The sequence below is a fragment of the Streptomyces sp. Je 1-369 genome (genome assembly GCF_026810505.1).
GTDB lineage: Bacteria > Actinomycetota > Actinomycetes > Streptomycetales > Streptomycetaceae > Streptomyces.
Genome location: NZ_CP101750.1, coordinates 4787918 through 4806984, shown reverse-complemented (window position 1 = coordinate 4806984; position 19067 = coordinate 4787918). Strand labels below are relative to the sequence as shown.

Here is a 19067-nt window from a genome sequence, read left to right as displayed (position 1 = left end):
TGCCTACGGAGGGGCGCCTGTCGGCGCCTACGGAGGGACACCCATCGGTGCCTACAGGGACCCCGGTACGCACGACCGGCGCCCCCGAACGGCCGAAAACCGGTCACGCCTCGGTCAGTTCCACCTGGAACTCGACCTCGACCGGAGCGTCCAGCGGCAGCACGGCGACGCCGACGGCGCTCCGGGCGTGCACGCCCTTGTCCCCGAGGACCTCGCCGAGGAGCTCACTGGCACCGTTGATCACGCCGGGCTGGCCCGTGAAGTCCGTGGCCGACGCGACGAAGCCGACGACCTTCACGACGCGCGCGATGCGGTCCAGGTCTCCGGCGACCGACTTGATCGCGGCGAGTCCGTTCAGCGCGCAGGTGCGGGCCAGGTCCTTGGCCTCCTCCGGGGTCACCTCGGCGCCGACCTTGCCGGTCACGGCGAGTTTGCCCGCCACCATCGGGAGCTGGCCCGCGGTGTAGACGTACACGCCGGACTGGACCGCCGGCTGGTAGGACGCCAGCGGCGGCACGACCTCCGGCAGCGTCAGTCCGAGCTCGGCGAGGCGCGCCTCGACTGCGCCGCTCATGCCTGCCTCTCCCGCTTCAGGTAGGCCACGAGCTGCTCGGGGTTGTTCGGCCCGGGCACGACCTGGACCAGCTCCCAGCCGTCCTCGCCCCAGGTGTCCAGAATCTGCTTCGTGGCGTGGACGAGCAGAGGCACGGTTGCGTATTCCCACTTGGTCATATGGCCGACTGTAGTCGCTGTGCGGGGCTGCTCAGGGTGGGCTCCTGCATGGTCCGTGCGGCGACTGGTTAGGCTCGGAAGGGTGAGCAGGCTCCAGGTCGTCAGTGGCAAGGGCGGTACCGGCAAGACCACGGTGGCCGCGGCCCTCGCGCTCGCCCTCGCGACGGAGGGCAAACGCACCCTCCTCGTGGAGGTCGAGGGCAGGCAGGGCATCGCGCAGCTCTTCGAAACCGAAGCGCTGCCCTATGAGGAGCGGAAGATCGCCGTCGCTCCCGGGGGCGGGGAGGTGTATGCCCTCGCCATCGACCCCGAGCTCGCGCTGCTCGACTACCTCCAGATGTTCTACAAACTGGGGGGAGCCGGACGCGCCCTGAAGAAGCTCGGGGCCATCGACTTCGCCACCACCATCGCGCCCGGACTACGGGACGTGCTGCTGACCGGCAAGGCCTGTGAGGCCGTGCGCCGCAAGGACAAGCGCGGGCGGTACACGTACGACTGCGTCGTCATGGACGCCCCGCCGACCGGTCGGATCACGCGCTTCCTGAACGTGAACGACGAGGTCGCGGGGCTCGCGAAGATCGGGCCGATACACAATCAGGCGCAGGCCGTCATGCGGGTCCTGAAATCCCCGGAGACGGCCGTGCACCTAGTGACCCTGCTCGAGGAAATGCCCGTCCAGGAGACGGCGGACGGCATCGCCGAGCTGCGGGCCGCGCAGCTGCCCGTGGGCCGCGTCATCGTCAACATGGTGCGCCCAGCCCTGCTGGGCGACGCCTCCCTGGAACAGGGCCTCGACCGCACGCCCCGTACGGCCATCGCCAAGACGCTGTCCGCCGCCGGGCTCGGCGGCGCGCGGCGCGGCGGGGGCGCGGAGCGGCTGGTCGACCCGCTCCTGGAGCAGGCCGCGGAGTACGCCGAGCGGTACGCCCTGGAGCGCGACCAGCGCGCCCAGCTGACCGAGTTCGGCCAACCGCTGCACGAACTGCCGCTGCTCGCCGGCGGCATGGACCTCGCGGGCCTCTACGAGCTCGCCACGGCACTGCGGAAGCAAGGGATCGCATGACCAGGGACCGCACGACCAGGGACCACTCGCCCCAGGAACCGGCACGCCCCCTGGCCCCCGAACGCACGCTCGACGTGGACGCCCTGATCGACGACCCGAAGACCCGCATCGTGGTCTGCTGCGGCTCCGGAGGCGTCGGCAAGACAACCACGGCAGCGGCGATCGGGCTGCGTGCGGCGGAGCGGGGCCGCAAGGTCGTCGTGCTCACGATCGACCCGGCGCGCAGGCTCGCGCAGTCCATGGGCATCGACTCGCTCGACAACGTCCCGCGCCGGGTCAAGTCGATCGAACCCGTCGAGACGGGCGACGGCTCCGAGGGGCCCGGCGAGCTGTACGCCATGATGCTCGACATGAAGCGCACCTTCGACGAGATCGTCGAGGCGCACACGGACAAGGAACGCGCGAAGGCGATCCTCAACAACCCCTTCTACCAGTCGCTCTCCGCGGGCTTCGCCGGCACGCAGGAGTACATGGCGATGGAGAAGCTGGGGCAGCTGCGGTCCCGGGACGAGTGGGACCTGATCATCGTGGACACGCCGCCGTCGCGCTCCGCGCTGGACTTCCTCGACGCCCCCAAGCGCCTCGGGTCCTTCCTGGACGGAAAGCTGATCCGGCTCCTGATGGCGCCCGCGAAGGTGGGCGGCCGGGCCGGGATGAAGTTCCTGAACGCCGGCATGTCGATGATGACGGGCGCCCTCGGCAAACTCCTCGGCGGTCAGCTCCTGCGTGACGTGCAGATGTTCGTGACGGCCATGGACAGCATGTTCGGCGGTTTCCGTACGCGGGCCGACGCGACGTACCGGCTGCTGCAGGCGCCCGGCACGGCGTTCCTGGTGGTGGCCTCGCCGGAGCGGGACGCGCTGCGGGAGGCCGCGTACTTCGTGGAGCGCCTCGCCGCGGACGACATGCCGCTCGCGGGGCTCGTGCTGAACCGTGTGCACGGCAGCGGCGCCGCTCAGCTGTCGGCCGAGCGGGCGCTGGCCGCTGCGGAAAATCTTGAGGAGAGCGGCATTGTGGATCAGGAGGACGGGAAGGTAGCTGTTCGTAACTCCCCCGAGAATGACGCGACTTCAGAGATTTCCGCGCCGTCCGACTCAGCGAACTCAGCGAACTCCACGGCTCCCGAGGACCCCGATCCCTCCGGAGACCCCGACCCGTCCGTCGAGGACCCGTCCGTCGAGCAGCTGACCGTGGGGCTGTTGCGGCTGCACGCGGAGCGCATGCAGCTGCTCGACCGTGAGCGGCGCACGCGTGACCGCTTCACCGCGCTCCACCCCGAGGTGGCGGTGGCCGAGGTGGCCGCGCTGCCCGGTGATGTGCATGACCTTGCGGGGCTCCGGGCCGTAGGGGACCGGCTGGCGGGCTGACGGAACGTGGGGTTCGTCGGCCCGGATGCCCGGCTGCGGGGCGCGGGGCCCCGCCTGTCGGTCGGTCTTCTCGGGTTGTTCCCGGGATTTCCTCGCCTTCGGCGGTCTACCCGACCGCCGCGTAGCTCTCGTACGTCTCCTCGTCCTCCAAGTCCACGGGCAGCAGGCCCGCGCCACGCTCGTACTCGGAGCGCGCTGTCTCCAGGAGCCTGCGCCATGAGGTGACGGTGGGACGCCTGCGCAGCAGTGCGCGGCGCTCTCGCTCCGTCATGCCACCCCACACGCCGAACTCGACGCGATTGTCCAGCGCGTCGGCCAGGCACTCGGTCCGCACCGGACATCCGGTGCACACCGCCTTGGCCCTGTTCTGCGCTGCTCCTTGAACGAACAGTTCATCCGGATCGGTAGTGCGGCAGGCCGCCTGCGCACTCCAGTCGGTTACCCAGCCCATACCGGCGCCGTCCTCTCCCGAATCGAGGCTCCCCCACGGCGGCAGCGGCATATGCACCGCCGCCAGTTGAGGACGTTACGGAAGGTAGGGACAGCGCAACACCCCCTTCGGGCCCAATCTTGAATGGCCCGAACGGACTATGCGTAAGCGGCAGATCACCCGACGGAGTGAGCGGGCGACATCCGTGAGGAACCCGGCATTCCGGGACAGTTCAGTTGAGTCACAACGGACACCGGGCGCCACATAAGGCGAATTCGGACATGATTCCGTCGGATATGGGAGCGAGCCGGGCTTGGTGCCGAACCACTCTGCTGTGACAGTTGGGAGCAGCTTAGGCCAAGGCATTAAGGCGTGTCCGGCGAATCAGAACGTAGGCTGCCCTCATGGGAAAGAAGCGCTCGGGCGGTGGTCTGTCACCTACTCAGCAGGCCGCGAAGTTCCTCGGAGTCAGCGTTCTGGCGGGTGCGGTGCTTGCCGGGATCGCCCTGCCCGCCTTCGGGGCGCTGGGCCTCGCGGCCAAGGGCTCGGTCGAGGGGTTCGACGAGATCCCCGCCAACTTGAAGCAGCCGCCGCTCAGTCAGCGCACCACCATCCTGGACAACAAGGGCGGGCAGATCGCCACGGTCTACTCGCGTGACCGCACGGTCGTCCCGCTCAAGAACATCTCGCCGTACATGCAGAAGGCGATCGTCGCGATCGAGGACGCCCGGTTCTACGAGCACGGCGCGGTCGACCTCAAGGGCATCCTGCGCGCGCTCAACCAGAACGCGCAGAGCGGCGGCGTCTCGCAGGGCGCGTCCACGCTCACGCAGCAGTACGTGAAGAACGTGTTCGTCGAGGAGGCCGGCGACGACGCGACGAAGGTCGCCGAGGCCACGCAGCAGACGATCGGCCGCAAGGTCCGCGAGCTGAAGTACGCGATCCAGGTCGAGGAGGAGCTGGGCAAGAAGCGGATCCTCAAGAACTACCTGAACATCACCTACTTCGGGCAGCAGGCGTACGGCATCGAGGCGGCCGCCCAGCGGTACTTCTCGAAGCACGCCAAGGACCTGAAGGTCCAGGAGGCCGCTCTCCTCGCCGGTATCGTGCAGTCGCCGAGCCGGTACGACCCGGTGAACGACGCGGCCGAGGCCACCAAGCGACGCAATGTCGTGCTGCAGCGGATGGCGGAGACGCGCGACATCACGCAGGGCGAGGCCGACGCGGCCAAGAAGACCGACCTCGGGCTGAAGGTGAGCACGCCCAAGAACGGCTGCATCACCTCGGTCAGGGGCGCCGGCTTCTTCTGTGACTACGTTCGCGAGGTCTTCCTCAACGACCCGGTCTTCGGCAAGACGAAGGAGGACCGGGCCAAGGTCTGGAACCGGGGCGGCCTGAAGGTCCGCACGACGCTCGACCCGCAGACACAGGACTCGGTGCAGGCGTCGATAAAGAATCACGTGAACAAGGGCGACGACGTGGCGACCGCCGCCAGCATCGTCGAGCCGGGCACGGGCAAGATCCGCGGCATGGGCCAGTCGCGTCCCTACGGCATCAACCTCAAGAAGGGCGAGACCACTCTCAACCTCTCGGTGGACGACTCCATGGGCGGCGGCGCGGGCTACCAGCCCGGTTCGACGTTCAAGCCGATCGTCGCGGCGGCGGCCCTGGAGGGCGGCAAGTCGGCGGGGCAGAGCTACTCGTCCCCGTACGAGATGCCGTACCCGAAGCGGGTGGCCACCTGTGACGGCAAGCAGTGGGTGAACTCGGGCAACGCGAAGCTGACCAACGAGAACGAGTCCGAGGTCGGTCCGTACGGCATGCGGGAAGCGACCGCGAAGTCCGTCAACACGTACTACGTGCAGCTCATCGGCGACATCGGCATCTGCCCGGTGACGGAGCTGGCCGCCAAGATGGGCGTCGAGCGCGCCGACGGCAAGAAGATGGACCAGGCGCCGTCGATCGCCCTCGGTACGCAGGAGATGTCGCCGCTGACGATGGCGGGCGCGTACGCCACGTTCGCCTCGCGCGGCACGTACTGCACGCCGATCGCCATCGAGTCGATCGCCACGCTCGGCGGCAAGTCGCTGCCGGTGCCGAAGTCGACGTGCTCGCGCGCGATGTCGGAACGGACCGCCGACACCATCAACACGCTCCTGAAGGGCGTGGTCGAGGACGGTACGGGCAGGAAGGCCGGTCTCGGCTCCCGCGCGAGCGCGGGCAAGACGGGTACGACGGACTACCGCTACGCCGCCTGGTTCGTGGGCTACACCCCGAACCTGTCGGGCGCGGTCTGGGTCGGCGACCCGATGCACGAGCGGCGCATGGTCGACATCACCATCGGCGGCGTCCCCTACGGCAAGGTCTTCGGTGGCGAGGTGCCGGGTCCGATCTGGCGCGACGCGATGAGCGGCGCGCTCGCGGGCAAGCCGGCGCCGAACTTCAACACCGTCCACATCCCCGGCGGGGACAAGGACGAGGACGAGGACCACGGCGATGGCGGCGGCCACGACGACGGCAGGCCGGGCGGTGACGGCGGCGGTCTCGGGGGCGGCGGCAACGGCGGCGGTGCGGGTAATGGTGGCGGCGGGGGCGGGAACCCCTGGCCGGACATCTCGATTCCGTCGGACGTGCTGGGCGGGAACGGGAACGGTGGGAACGGAAACGGGAACGGGAACGGGAACGGTTTCGGCGGGATCGGTGGTGGCTGGCGGAGGTAGCTCCGGCCGGTTCCGCGGTCGTACGTGGCGGTAGTACGTGAATGAGGGCGCCCCCTGAGGCAGGGGGCGCCCTCATCGTCGTACTAGGGACTGTGCCGTTCGGGCTCAGCCCGCGAGGAGCTCCTTGACCGTGGCGGCGACGCGGCCGCCCTCAGCCAGGCCCGCGACCTTCGGGTTCACGATCTTCATGACCTGGCCCATGGCACGCGGCCCCTCCGCACCGCCGGCCTTGGCCTCGGCGACGGCCTCGGCGACGATCGCCCGCAGCTCGTCGTCGGAGAGCTGCTTCGGCAGGTACTCGGCGAGGATCTCGCCCTCCGCCTTCTCCTTGGCCGCCTGTTCGGCACGGCCGCCGTCGGCGAAGGCCTCCGCGGCCTCACGGCGCTTCTTGGCCTCGCGGGCGATCACCTTCTGCACCTCGTCGTCGGAGAGCTCACGGGCCGTCTTGCCCGAGACCTCCTCCTTCGTGATCGCGGTGAGGGTCAGCCGGAGCGTCGAGGAGCGCAGCTCGTCGCGCCCCCGGATGGCGGCGGTGAGGTCTTCGTGCAGCTTCGACTTGAGCGTGGTCATGCGTTGATTGTGGCAGGTGCGGATGATTCCCCGCCCACGGATTTTCGGGGGCCGATCCCGCTGCCGATCTTTCTGCCGAGTCCTGTGACGACTTCCGTGTCGACTCCTGTGTCGACTCCCTTGAGACGCAGGCCGGTTGCTCCAGGACTGCCCTCACGGGTTACCGCTCGAGTCTGAGACGATGGAGGGATGCGCGCGCGATACGCAGTACCCCTGGGCATCACGGCGACGGCTGCGGCCGGTCTCGCCTATTCGGTGGGCGTCGAGCCCCGTTCCTTCCGGCTGAGGCGGGTCACGGTGCCCGTGCTGCCGCCGGGGATGCGTTCCCTGCGGGTCCTCCAGGTCTCCGACATCCACATGGTGTCCGGGCAGCGCAAGAAACAGCGGTGGCTGCGCTCGCTGGCGGGCCTGCGACCCGACATCGTCATCAACACGGGCGACAACCTGTCCGACCCCGAGGGCGTCCCGGAGACGCTGGACGCGCTCGGGCCGCTGATGGAGTTCCCCGGGGCGTACGTCTTCGGTTCCAACGACTACTACGGCCCGAAGCCACGCAACCCCGGCCGCTACCTGATCGAGAAGGTGCAGGGCAGGCACGGCCTGAACGGCAACGCCCCCGCCGTGGGCGTTCCCCGCAACCCCTGGGAGGGCCTGCGCGACGGCTTCGACGCGGCGGGCTGGGTGAACCTCACGAACACGCGGGGCTCGCTGAAGGTCGACGGCTACGAGATCGCGTTCACGGGCCTGGACGACCCGCACATCAAGCGGGACCGGTACGCGGAGGTGGCGGGCGGTCCGGAGACGGGCGCCGACTTCTCGATGGGCATCGTGCACGCGCCGTACCTGCGCGCGCTGGACGCCTTCACGGCCGACGGCTACCCGCTGGTCCTCGCCGGTCACACGCACGGCGGGCAGCTCTGCATCCCCTTCTACGGCGCCCTGGTCACCAACTGCGACCTGGACACGGACCGCGTGAAGGGCCTCTCCCGGCACGAGTCCGAGGGGCGGACGTCGTACCTCCACGTGTCGGCGGGGTGCGGGGCGAACCGCTACACGCCGATGCGGTTCGCGTGCCCTCCGGAGGCGACGCTGCTGACGCTGACGGCGCGGGACACGGCGCGGGACTGAGGGGTCCGTACGTACGCACGGAAGGCATGCTTCCGGTAGACCCGCTTACGGTGGAAGCATGATCGCGCCGACTTCTTCGAGGGACAGGGACAGAGGCCGCCACGGTACGGGTGGGGGCGTCCCGGCGGAGGCGGTCATACCCCCGGTCCGCCGTCCCTTCGTGGCCGTCTTCCGTACGCTGATCGTGCTGGCCGCGGTGACCGGGGTGGTCATCGACCTGGTCACCGGGGAGCCGCTGCGCGTCCTCAGCTACTTCACGGTGCAGAGCAATGTGCTGGTGGCGGTGGTGCTGGGGCTCGCCGCGTGGCGCTCCTGGGAGGGCCGACCCGCCCTCCCCCCGTGGATGACGGCCGGCACGCTGCTCTTCATCACGATCACGGGCCTCGTCTACCACTTCGTCCTGGCCAACGACACGAGCGGCTTCTCGATGACGGAGGGCGCAGCGGCACTCTCCAGCTGGCACTCGACGTCCAACCAGCTCCTGCACACGGTGACGCCGATCGGCGTGGCCCTCGACTGGTTCCTGCTCACCAGGCCGGGCGGCCTGCGCCCGCGCCACGCGGGCCTGTGGCTGCTCTACCCCCTCGCCTACCTGGCCTTCGCCCTGGTCCGCGGCGCGCTCATGTCCCCGGGCCCCATGTCCCGCTACCCCTACCCGTTCCTCGACGTCGACCTGCACGGCTACCCCGGCGTCCTCGGCAACGCCGTCATCTTCGGCCTGGCCTTCTACGCCCTGGCCCTCCTGATCATCGGCCTCGACCGGATCCGGCCCGTTCCGCGGGGCCCCGGGAGCGCTCCTCCGAAAACCGGATTTCGTCTCCGGCCGCCGGTCCGCTAAAGTAATCGATGTCGCCACGACCTGCCCGCCAGGCCGCTGGAACAACGACATCGGGGTGTAGCGCAGCTTGGCAGCGCGCTTCGTTCGGGACGAAGAGGTCGTGGGTTCAAATCCCGCCACCCCGACAGCTGAAACACCAGGTCAGGCCCGGTACTGAGAGATCAGTGCCGGGCCTGATTTGCATTCGGGGGCCAGTTTGGGAGCCATTTGGGAGCCGACTTCGGGGTTCGGCTCCCAGCGAGCTCCCCGCTCTGGGCGAGCGGGCTTGCGAGTTCTCGTCGCGTGCTGACCGTGAGTGGCCGTTCTGACACCATTGCTGGCACTGGTCCGTCTTGCGCCGCTTCCCGCCGCCGGAGGTCTACCGCCATGCCGCTACTAGCCGCAGATCACCGTCGCGTTCAAACAGCAGTCATAGGCGACAAGGACTCCGATCTCGCGATCATCCTCCCCATGGAGGCGACAGAGCTTACGCGCTGGCGGCAGCAGCACCCCACGTACAAGTATTGGTGCGGCACACTGCTCGGCGGCTGCGGAGAGCCGCTGACCGACCGCCGCTATCACTCGAAGGTCTGCCACTTCGCGCACCACCCACATCACACCTGTACTCGCGCAGCCAATGGGGAGGACAGCGCCGACCACCTGTTCATGAAGCAGGCCCTGCACAACTGGATGGGGAGCCAGGGCTTCAAGGGGGCTGTGCAACTACCCAAGGATGCCGCTGGCCCCGGCAGCATGATCGATGTCGATCTGCAGGGCAGCCCGCGTCGACTGCGTTTCCGCCTGCGGCCAGACAGCAGTGGTTCATGGGGCCTCGCTTCCGACGAGGCAGACGTTCTGGGTGAGAGGGAAGCAGATTGGATCTTCGGGCTGGGCGGCCCCGCACCCGAGGAACTTCTGGACGACGTCGGCTATGTCTTCCGCATTCGGTTCGAGACCCAGGGAGCCGAGCGATGCCCCTACCTCGGCGTACAACAGCGCGGTCGTGCCACCGAGTGGACGCCGTTCGCCGACGTAGCCCTGACGGTCGACGGACTCTCGACACCGGCAGTCGAAGAGATCCGGGCCGCGCGCAGGCGGTCCAACGCGGGCAGCGCAAGCAGCAGCGCACGAAAGCCGTCGAGCGAAGCATCCCTCGCTGAACCCCGACCAGTTCGGCACATGGACCGGGAAGAGCTGGTCGTCGCACTTCGAGACGCCTTGGAGCTGGACGCGCGCTGGGCCATCAAGCCGACGTGGAATCGTCTGGGGCAGATGATCGGCGTGGACTTCGGCCCGTACAGCGACGTGGATCTCGTCGGATTGCTCACCGAGGTCGACGCCCCGTTCCCACAGAAGGACCCCGTCCTGTCCGCCCTTATACGGACTGACACCGGCGAGCCGCTGCCGTACCTGACCGGCATCATCGACGGTCTTGGGCTGGGCAGGCCGTCTTCGGGCCCCCATCTGAAGCGGTGGGCGCAACGGGAAGCGGACCGCGCGTTCGCGAAGTACGGGATCCCGGCACGCGCGATGCCGCCGACACTGCCGCTCGATGCAGCAGTGCCCGAGGTCCTCACCCCTCTCCCTCACTCCCCTCAACGAGGCGGAACCGCGCGAAACCGACGAGCTGTCGCACATGACGGCCAGACGCCCGCTCCCTGGAAGCGTCTGCAACGTCTGATCACCGAAGGACAGGAGTTGCTCGGTGGTACGCGGGGCAAGAGTGGTACGCGCCTGAAGCGAGAACTCCGAATCGCTCGCCGGTTGCTGGAGGACACACGGCGCATCCAGCTCAGCAACCTCGGGCTCCGTGCCCTGCGGGAGACAAACTCCCTGCTTGGGGCTGCGATCGCGGGGGCGCGGAAGGCGCCACGTCAGAATCGGAAGGCATCTGGCGAAGGCACAGGACCGAATCCCTCATTTGAGGCGTCGAAGCCTGACCGTCAGCAGCCCGATGCCCAGCCCCCGAAGGCCAAACGGACGGCTGTCCCGCTCTCAGGCCAAGATCTGCGCCAGCGGCTCATCGCGGTCGCACAGGCAGGCAGCACTACACACTGGCTGCTGCTGACTGGTGGAAAGAGCACCCCGCAGGAAGCACGACTCACGCTTCTGTTGCAGGTCGAGGATCACTCGGAAAGCGACGCACCGCTCCTGTCTGCGTTGGTCGTGGCTCCCGACGGCGGTCCGGTCCCGTACTTCCGGGAGATCCTGAAAGGCGTCGGGCTCGCTGTGCCGCAGTCAGACGAAGCGCTGTTGAGGATTTGGCGCCGCGAGCAGGAACGCGCGCACGCGGCCTACGCGGTCCCTCCCCGGCCGGTACCGCCCAGGCTTGTTCCGAGGAAGGCCGCTGCCGACGCTGTTCGCAAGCCCTCCTGACACTGGCAGTGGAGGTGGCTCGTCCGTAAACGTGCTTGGCCCCGTCAGCGTCATCATGAGGTCATTGACGGGCCGTCAGGCGCTGCTGGAGCAGGGAGTTGAGCACCCGCACCGGCGACGTCGGGCACATCGCGAGCCGGGCGTCGAGCGCCGCTTCCCACTAGCATGGACCGCAGCCCTGAACCTCATGGAGGGCATGACCTCCGACCGCACCCTCAAGGCCATCCAGTCGATCCGCCCCACCCTCGCGGTTTGCCAGCGGCGCAAAGTCCCTGGCGCTGCCGAACTCGCGCTCCGCGCGCGGGAAGCGCTCGCCTAACGAGCCCAACAACCCGGCCGACGAGGGGACCACCGTGGCTCAGCCGAACACCGAGGACCAGCCCAAAGCCCTCAAGCCCGCGCTCGAATCGATGACCTTGCTGGTCGCGGCCGTCATCGTCCACGACCAGGCCACCAACCGTGTCGTCCTCCTCCAGCGCAGCCAGAACGCCAAGTTCACCCAGGGCATGTGGGACCTCCCCGTCGGCAAGAGCGAGCCGGGCGAACCGGTCACGGAAACGGCGGTTAGAGAGCTGTACGAGGCAACGGGTCTGACGGTGAAGCCCGAGTCCCTGAAGGTCGCCCACATCATCCACGGCGCCTGGGTCGTCGAAGCCCCCAACGGCTTCCTCACCGTCGTCTTCGTCACCCACGAATGGACTGGCGAACCTGAGAACCGGGAACCTCGCAAGCACGGCCGGGTCCGCTGGGCCGATGCCGACGCTGTCCCGGAAGAGTTCGTGGACACGACCGCCAGCGCACTGCACGGGTACCTTGCCTCTGGGCAACAAGTGCCCCTGGATGGGTGGCAGTAGAGGACAAGCGGGCCCAGGGCAAGGCCGGAAAGTATGGCGTTCTTTGCCGTAACTACGCCGGTGACCAGGTCCGGAGCTGGAACAGCAGACATCCACTTGGTGCGGTCAATCGCAGATTCGTCGTGCGATGCCCGCCCCTCGGCACGAGGGTGTTGCTTGAGGCCACTCCCCTCAGGCGCAGAACAAGTGCGGGCACACCCAATAGCCCACTTCACAGAACGCATGTTCGACATGAATGATGAGGTTGGTCGCGTGCCAGTTCGGTACGTCGTTCGTTAGGCAGCACAGTCGAGGCGCCGAACACAAAGAACCGCGGGTGCTTCGCCACGTGCGCCGGGAGGGGCAGCGATGGGCGATCGCAGCACGATTGAGTGGACCGAGGCGACCTGGAACCCCACGACCGGATGCGACCGTGTGTCCACCGGGTGTGACAACTGTTATGCCCTGGTGTTATCAAGACGCTTAAAGGCCATGGGAGTTGCCAAGTACCAGACCGACGGAGATCCGAGGACTTCAGGTCCGGGCTTTGGCCTCGCCCTGCATCCGGACACCCTGGACATCCCGCGCCAGTGGAAGGCACCGCGCATGGTGTTCGTGAACTCCATGAGTGATCTCTTCCACGCCAAGGTGCCTCTGGAGTTCGTCCAGCAGGTGTTCCAGGTGATGGCGGAGACTCCGCAGCACACCTACCAGTTGCTCACCAAGCGGGCCCGCAGGCTCCGGCGGCTGGCGGACGAACTCGACTGGCCCTCCAATCTGTGGATGGGCGTCTCCGTAGAGAATGCCGACCACCTCGACCGAGTCGACGACTTACGTAGAGTTCCTGCCGCTGTGCGCTTTTTGTCCTGTGAGCCTTTGCTCGGCTCTCTGGCCGGTTTACACCTGGACGGAATCGGCTGGGTGATCGCCGGAGGGGAGTCCGGCCCTCATCACCGACCTGTCAGTGAAGAATGGTTGATCCATCTCCGCGACGCTTGCAAGGAGGGCCAAGTGCCCTTCTTCTTCAAACAATGGGGCGGCCGCACCCCCAAGTCCGGGGGGCGTGAACTCATCGGCGCGACATGGGACGAGATGCCTCCCCGGCTGTCGGCAACCGCGCACTAACAGCCATTCCTTAGCTACGCCGTACGCGCTCTGGTGGCATATGGCAACGGTGTGTGACGCTTTTCCCAGTGGGGTCGTACTGAAGTGGGGGGAGCGGCTATGGCCGTGCCAAAGGAGACGGTGTGGGATCGCGATCCGCACACTGCAGCCAAGCACGACTTACTGGAGCAGTATCTGGAAGCGTGGGCACCGATCCTGCTGTCGCGTCATGACGTGATCACCTACGCAGAGGGCTTCGCGGGATCCGGCATTTATAAACAGGGCGAGCCCGGATCCCCTGTGATCGCCTACGACGTATTTGCCGATGCCCTGCTCAGGTCTCCCAAACGGATGAGGCTGGTCCTCATGGAGGAAGACCCGCGGCGAGTGGCAGAGCTGGAGCGCCAGATGACGCTCGCTCGCGCGAAGCATTCGGTCGACGTGACCGGGCGGCTGACCGTCGACGTACGCCATGGAGAGTTCCATCCGGCCCTGCTGCAGAGGCTGCGGAGCCTCGGTTCGTTAGACCACCCGCTGTTCGTCTTGCTGGACAGCTTCGGAGGCCCGGACATTCCGTACTCGTTGCTGCAGGAGCTTGGCAGCTGTCGCAGCACAGAGGTCATGGTCACCTTCGCCCCCAACTTCCTCGCCCGCTTCGCCGAGAAGCACGATGGCCACCGTCAACTAGGCGATGACGCCTTCGGCAGCCCGCACTGGCAGGCCGTCTTCCAGCAACCCTCAACGCAGAAGTTCGCGTTTCTCCGCGAGCAGTACCGGGACACGCTGCGCAGGGCCGGCTTCCTCCATACGCTGTACTTCGAAATGGTCGATGAGGGGAACAGGAAGCTTTACCTGATCTTCGGTACCGCCCACGAGAAGGGGCTGGCGAAGATGAAGACGGCCATGTGGAAGGTCGACCCTTCCTATGGGGTCCGCTACCGCGACCCGAGGGACGTGCAGCAACAAGAACTGGCCCTCGAATTCGAGCCCAACACCGCGCCCCTCCAGCGGATCCTGCGCACGTTCGTCGCCGATTCACCCGACGGGCGGACTGTAGAGGAGCTCCAGAAGTACACGCTTCTGGAGACCGTCTACCGCCCCGAACAGGTCATCCGGCTGATACGTCAGATGCGCGATGAAGGTGTCGTGAAAACAGAGCCCCACGCTGTCAACGCGAAGACCCGGGTGACCATCTCGACGCCTCCGCCCAAGTCCAACCCGGCAGGGGAGCAAGTTTCACTCTGGTAGGTAGCCCGGTCGCATCAGTCGAACTGTGCGGCAGCCCCTGCCCTGCGACCAGGTCAGCCCGGTCGCAGGGGCCAACCGCAAACACCGTTCGCGGTTAGACAGCGCTGCTGTCCTTCCCGCCGCACCCTGCAGATACGGGAACCTCTGCGTTGTGTGGTTGCAGTTCCCGTGTTCTACGGATGTTGCTTCACGATGATTTCTGTCGTGCCGACACCACGTGCTGCGAGGAGTATCGCGGGCCTCAGAGGGAGGTGTACACGTACTGAAGGCAGTACGAGCGACCGTTGACGATGTATCCCGGCGCCATAACGAACAGCACCGGTGCTCCCTCGTCGCAAGAGGGCCATTGCTCCTGGCGTGCCGGTTCTAGCGCAACGCCCGGCGTGCAGATCGTGTCCCAGCTGTGGTGAAGACCAGCACGGTGGATCTCCGCTGCTAGCTCGGAGCAGTGACCGCGCAGTGTGGCGAGGGCGTTCTCGATGTGGCCATCGCTCTCCGGGAGGTGAAGGCGACGCACGATCTCTCGGCTGGACTTGAGGTCATCGGTGAACAGTTGCTGGCTTAGCAGCCCCATCAGGCGGTATCCGCGCTCACGTTCAGGGCGGTCCATGACGCGGTCGCAACGCTCGGCATAGCGGCGGGCGAAATTCAGCAGACGCTGCTCGACCAGAGTGCGGTACCGGCGGGCTAGGGCCTGATGCTTCCCGTGTTCTGCTCCGGGTAGATCATCGCGTTCGGCCGTCCGCACGGCCATCAACGTGCCGAGCTGACGTTCCAGTCGGTCCAATCGACGCCGCAACTGACCGTGTTCGTGTTCGCCGGCCTTGGCGGACTTCTCCAGCTGATCGATCCGCGCCAACGCTTGGTCAAGCTGCTCCTGCAGGAGATCATCTTCGTATTGCCACTCGATGTCTGCTGTAGGGCTGTCGTCGGGTACTTCACGAGGACGGCTCAAGAATTGCATCGTCATTCCTCGTCAGTAGTTGGAGTGGAAGCGGACGCTGGTGGCGATCTCACCACCGCCCTGGACGAGTTCGGCCCGTGCCTTGATCTCGGTCTCACCGAACCGCATGAAGAGACGCAGCGCGCGCTCCTCGAGCTCGAAGCGCATGACGGGCTTCAAGTCCACGGTGACCGTAGCCAGTGCGTCGCACCCCGGATCGGTGACATAGCGGGGGTCGGGATGGCTCGTGGCGTAGATCGTGAAGTCGACCTCTGTGTGGTCCTCCTCGAGCGGCACGTACTCACGCATCACCTCGGCGTCGGTGGGTACGGACGCGCCGGCGCGGGTGAAGATGGAGAAGCGGTCTTCGCAGGTGGCCTGACCCCGGGACGTCACGTAGCGCTTGGCCTCGGGGTCGATGCCTTCCTCGAAGTCATCGTTCACCTCGGTGCCGTAAGTAAAGCGGCTGCGCCGCGCACGGGTCTGGGGGTCGTAGCAGAAGTGCGTGGCACCGAACAGGACAGCGATGTCGGGGTTGGGGGGCACCATCACCTGGGTGCGCTCACCAAAGCGCTCCTTGACCGCCTGCTGGAGGTATGGGGAGTTGCTGAAGCCACCGACCAGGAGGATGACGTCGGGGCTGCTGTTCTCTCCGCGGGAGGCATCCATTTCCTTGAGCTGGGACTCGATGAGGTCGAGGGTGCCGGGGATGACGGTGTCGAACAACGCGTGGATCTGGGCGGGGGTGAGGACGATGGCATCGTTGATCTTGTTCTGGCGCCGGGCTAGGCGCTTGCGGACGGCGGCGCCCAGCCGACGGTCGATAGCCGTGGGGATCAGCAGGTTGAGGTTCTCATCCTGATCGAGGGCGACGTGCAGCTTGCCGCGCTCCCACTGGTCAACAAGATTGAGCAGGGCGTCGGGACAGTTTTCCTGGATCTCGTCCAGGATGTCCTGGTCGCCGAGACAGTCCCGGAGGTGCTCCTTCTCAAAGGCACGGTTGAGGAAGTCCGACCCGAAGCGGTCGCCGATGGATCGGCCGATCTCGATCATCTTTCCGTCGGTGTCGTTCTCGTAGGCCGTGATGTCCACGGTGCCGCCCCCGCAGTCCACCACCATGAACCGGGCGCCAGGAGCCAGGAGATCGCTGCTGGGGCCATTGTGGTCACCCACGACCCGCACCCCGGATACGCGCGCGTAGTGGGCCGCCGCCTCCGGCTCGAGAGATAGCAGCACCCTCCCGTCTTCACGGGGCAGTCCGGCGTCCATTGCGATGCCGCGCAGCACGGACTTTTGGTAATCGCTCCAGCAGGCGGGCGAAGTAAGGCACCAGCGGACGTCGTCCTCGTCATATCCGCTGGCAGCGATCTGCCGCAGGGTGACGGAGACGACCTCCCGCAGCAGCATCGTCAGCAGATCAGGTGTCAACCGGTCGGTGGGAGTGCCGCGTTTCAGTACTTCCCGCTCCTTGCCGGCGGGCTCGGCTGACGAAGAGTCCGAGTCAACGCTGCTGTCGTCGGTGGTCTGTGGGGCAGGGCGCACCCCGAGGTCCATCTTGAAGCCGTGGTGGTAGCGCGCCCCTTGGTTGCGGAGCGCGGCACCCTGGGTGAGCCAGAGCCGTCGGGCGTCGTACCCCCAGGCGATCAGCTTTCCGTTGGTGTCGAGCAGGAGTGCCGACAGGTTCTTCGCTGTGGGTGCGGGCTGCGACTCCCACTGGTCACAAAAATGGATCTTCCGGCTGGAAGGCTCGGCATTGGATTCCGAGATGACGCACCAGGCGGCGCCGATGCCGTGGGTGCCGATGTCGATGGCCGCTACGAGGCGAGGAGCAAACACATGATTCCGTTCGTACGGACGAAAGGGTGAACCTCAACGTCCGGAACACGGTGCCGGAACGCGAGGGTTGTGCAGTTCTGCACAACTGCCTTTCTTCTGTGGTGAGTTGACTCACGAGAAGTCGCAGACCAGCGGCTTCTTCTCCGGCAGGGGAGCGTCGACGCGGCGAAACATCCACCCGCAGGGAGTAGCCGGGTTGTGCAATTTTGAACAGGGCTGTGTAATGCAGCACAGCCGCCGCAAGCGTCGTCACCGCCTACTGTGCGGCGCATGGAGAGCAGCAGCGACTCCCGATCGCACCGCACGTACAAGATCGAGAGGGCGGGTGTCTCATATGCACCGTCGCCGGAAGACAGCGCAGACGTCGTGCGGGAGAAGCTTGAGAAGTACCGACGTACGTGTGCCACGCGAGATGGCTTGGTCATCGCGGCGAAGAGGTCGGGGTTGAGCGAGGTCGAAATCGCTCAACTCTCGGGCCACTCCCGCAACACAGTTCGCAGCATCCTCACGAAGCACGGCGAGAGCGCAGGCTGAGGGGTTCGGGCTTGCGGGATGTCCCTGTGGTGGCGGACACGTGGCTACTCCGCCACCGCAGGCCAGCCGTGCCGAATGCGTAAGCGATGCCTGAGCGGACGGCGCCCCACTGCTTGGTCATGGGTTCGTGCCCTGCAGCCATGCGCTCCATGGGCTTGTCCTCAGATGAGATAGGGGCGCCGATCAGTCGCCCTGCTGTCTGGCGATCATGTGGTGTAGCGCCAGCTCATGCGCGGCGTGGATGCTCCGGGCGTAGGAGCACACCACACAAGTACCGGGCCCGTAACCGGCACCGAAGTCATCGAGCCCAGTCACGACGAGGGTTTCTCGTTGGCAGACAGGGCAGTCCATCAGCCGCTTGTCGTCAATGAGGTCGTCAGGATGTACCGGTCCGTAGTCACCCACGACGGACATCCGCCTGTCCGCTTCGTCGTCACCGATCAGTTGCATGTAGTCGTAGGACCGCTGCTGCTCGTACCGGTCCTGGATCTCGTCCCTAACCCAGTCGGATTCCCTTCGCTCGTCGCTGACTTGCCCAAGGGCAGAGTGATCATCGAGCGCAAGCAGCGCCGTCACGTGCCGGGCTTCCAGCTCACCTGCACCTCTCGCATGCCGCACGCGCTGTGTCTGCTCCAGGGCGTCGCGCAGAGTGTCCGTGTCTACTGGCGTCCCTGGTGCGCCCACCTCGTCCGGCAACAGTCGTATGCCCTCGCCCGCCTCATCGCATCGCCGGGTGATGACCTGCAACAGTTGGGCTGCCGACTTCAGTCGGTGTTCGCCGTTTTTCCGCTTTTCCGCCTCCTCCCCGGGCCAGGTCTGCGCAACGATTGCTGCTAGACCGTTCGTCAACGCCTGATCGAAAATTGCGGCAGCACCGGGCACCTTGAGGTCGACATCCAGGACCGCAGCGCACTTTCCGTACTCTTCAGCTCGCTTCTCCTGCACCACCCCATCATCGGCGATGTGTCGGCGCGCCCTCGCTCTCTGCCAGTAGCTCAGCACTTCGATGCCCAGCAACAGGCACTGGCTGGTAGGCACACCGTCTTCAGAGACCCAGCCCGTCCACACGCAGGGACAAGCCCGCTTGGGAGCCATCTGGGAGCCGATTCACTCCCCTAACCCCCGCCAGACCCTCCGAACCCACCCGGTCCTATCTCCTTGACCTGCGCAAATACCATCCTCGCAGGCAAGATCATCAACCGAGCCTCATTCGGGACGAAGAGGTAGTGGGGTTCAAATCCCGCCACCCCGACGGCTGAAACACCAGGTCAGGCCCGGTACTGAGAGATCAGTACCGGGCCTGCTTTGCGTTCGGGGGCCATTTTGGAAGCCGTTTGGGAGCCGACTTCGAGATCCGGCTCTCCCG

The 19067-nt window shown here is 66.6% G+C and carries 17 protein-coding genes and 1 tRNA gene; 11 read left to right on the top strand and 7 right to left on the bottom strand.

Going from position 1 to position 19067, the window contains the following annotated elements; genetic code table 11:
- Window positions 1–103: 103 nt before the first annotated feature.
- Both NOO62_RS21995 and NOO62_RS21990 read right to left on the bottom strand, forming a co-directional pair.
- Complete coding sequence (locus NOO62_RS21995; protein ID WP_268772605.1) at window positions 104–574, bottom strand: RidA family protein; 471 nt, start codon at window positions 572–574, stop codon at window positions 104–106.
- On the bottom strand, window positions 571–732 hold the full coding sequence (locus tag NOO62_RS21990; RefSeq protein ID WP_010986011.1) for a DUF4177 domain-containing protein: 162 nt from the start codon (window positions 730–732) through the stop codon (window positions 571–573). Before NOO62_RS21990 ends, NOO62_RS21995 begins: the two co-directional genes overlap by 4 nt.
- Before the next feature lie 82 nt (window positions 733–814).
- On the opposite strand from NOO62_RS21990, the gene NOO62_RS21985 reads away from it, so the two are divergent.
- Together NOO62_RS21985 and NOO62_RS21980 are read left to right on the top strand one after the other, a co-directional pair.
- Window positions 815–1795: an ArsA-related P-loop ATPase gene (locus tag NOO62_RS21985; RefSeq protein WP_268772604.1), complete on the top strand. Its 981-nt coding sequence runs from the start codon at window positions 815–817 to the stop codon at window positions 1793–1795.
- Window positions 1792–3162, top strand: coding sequence for an ArsA family ATPase (locus tag NOO62_RS21980; RefSeq protein ID WP_268772603.1), 1371 nt, complete (start codon window positions 1792–1794; stop codon window positions 3160–3162). Before NOO62_RS21985 ends, NOO62_RS21980 begins: the two co-directional genes overlap by 4 nt.
- 106 nt (window positions 3163–3268) lie before the next feature.
- Here the strand turns inward: NOO62_RS21980 and NOO62_RS21975 are convergent, their stop codons facing one another.
- A complete protein-coding gene (locus NOO62_RS21975) occupies window positions 3269–3613 on the bottom strand; it encodes a WhiB family transcriptional regulator (RefSeq protein WP_030782081.1) in 345 nt (114 codons plus the stop codon).
- Between the two features lie 383 nt (window positions 3614–3996).
- Here NOO62_RS21975 and NOO62_RS21970 point away from each other — a divergent pair, with 383 nt between their 5' ends.
- Entirely contained in the window at window positions 3997–6312 is a 2316-nt protein-coding gene (locus NOO62_RS21970; protein WP_268772602.1) for a transglycosylase domain-containing protein, read from the top strand.
- Window positions 6313–6417: 105 nt separating this feature from the next.
- Here the strand turns inward: NOO62_RS21970 and NOO62_RS21965 are convergent, their stop codons facing one another.
- Window positions 6418–6882: a GatB/YqeY domain-containing protein gene (locus tag NOO62_RS21965; protein WP_268772601.1), complete on the bottom strand. Its 465-nt coding sequence runs from the start codon at window positions 6880–6882 to the stop codon at window positions 6418–6420.
- A 189-nt stretch (window positions 6883–7071) separates the two neighbouring features.
- Between NOO62_RS21965 and NOO62_RS21960 the strand changes: the two genes are divergently transcribed.
- The 7 genes from NOO62_RS21960 to NOO62_RS21930 all read left to right on the top strand — a co-directional run bounded on the left by NOO62_RS21960 (window position 7072) and on the right by NOO62_RS21930 (window position 14388).
- Window positions 7072–8010 carry a metallophosphoesterase gene (locus tag NOO62_RS21960; RefSeq protein WP_268772600.1) on the top strand — a complete coding sequence of 313 codons (939 nt, stop codon included), beginning with the start codon at window positions 7072–7074 and terminating at the stop codon, window positions 8008–8010.
- A 58-nt stretch (window positions 8011–8068) separates the two neighbouring features.
- Window positions 8069–8848: a Pr6Pr family membrane protein gene (locus NOO62_RS21955; protein ID WP_268772599.1), complete on the top strand. Its 780-nt coding sequence runs from the start codon at window positions 8069–8071 to the stop codon at window positions 8846–8848.
- Window positions 8849–8899: 51 nt separating this feature from the next.
- Window positions 8900–8973, top strand: a tRNA-Pro gene (locus NOO62_RS21950).
- Between the two features lie 325 nt (window positions 8974–9298).
- The gene (locus NOO62_RS21945) at window positions 9299–11203 is read left to right on the top strand and encodes a competence protein CoiA family protein (protein ID WP_268772598.1); all 1905 of its coding nucleotides are present in this window, start codon (window positions 9299–9301) and stop codon (window positions 11201–11203) included.
- Window positions 11204–11556: 353 nt separating this feature from the next.
- Window positions 11557–12057, top strand: a complete 501-nt coding sequence (locus NOO62_RS21940; RefSeq protein ID WP_268772597.1) for an NUDIX domain-containing protein — start codon at window positions 11557–11559, stop codon at window positions 12055–12057.
- Between the two features lie 348 nt (window positions 12058–12405).
- Entirely contained in the window at window positions 12406–13161 is a 756-nt protein-coding gene (locus NOO62_RS21935) for a DUF5131 family protein (RefSeq protein WP_268772596.1), read from the top strand.
- Between the two features lie 99 nt (window positions 13162–13260).
- The gene (locus NOO62_RS21930) at window positions 13261–14388 is read left to right on the top strand and encodes a three-Cys-motif partner protein TcmP (protein ID WP_268772595.1); all 1128 of its coding nucleotides are present in this window, start codon (window positions 13261–13263) and stop codon (window positions 14386–14388) included.
- Between the two features lie 241 nt (window positions 14389–14629).
- On the opposite strand, the gene NOO62_RS21925 is transcribed toward NOO62_RS21930, so the two are convergent.
- Both NOO62_RS21925 and NOO62_RS21920 read right to left on the bottom strand, forming a co-directional pair.
- Window positions 14630–15358 carry a hypothetical protein gene (locus NOO62_RS21925; RefSeq protein ID WP_268772594.1) on the bottom strand — a complete coding sequence of 243 codons (729 nt, stop codon included), beginning with the start codon at window positions 15356–15358 and terminating at the stop codon, window positions 14630–14632.
- Window positions 15359–15364: 6 nt separating this feature from the next.
- A complete protein-coding gene (locus tag NOO62_RS21920; protein ID WP_268772593.1) occupies window positions 15365–17167 on the bottom strand; it encodes an Hsp70 family protein in 1803 nt (600 codons plus the stop codon).
- 270 nt (window positions 17168–17437) lie between these two features.
- On the opposite strand from NOO62_RS21920, the gene NOO62_RS21915 reads away from it, so the two are divergent.
- Entirely contained in the window at window positions 17438–17701 is a 264-nt protein-coding gene (locus NOO62_RS21915) for a hypothetical protein (RefSeq protein WP_268772592.1), read from the top strand.
- 183 nt (window positions 17702–17884) lie between these two features.
- Here the strand turns inward: NOO62_RS21915 and NOO62_RS21910 are convergent, their stop codons facing one another.
- Window positions 17885–18739, bottom strand: a complete 855-nt coding sequence (locus tag NOO62_RS21910) for a hypothetical protein (protein ID WP_268772591.1) — start codon at window positions 18737–18739, stop codon at window positions 17885–17887.
- Window positions 18740–19067: the final 328 nt, after the last annotated feature.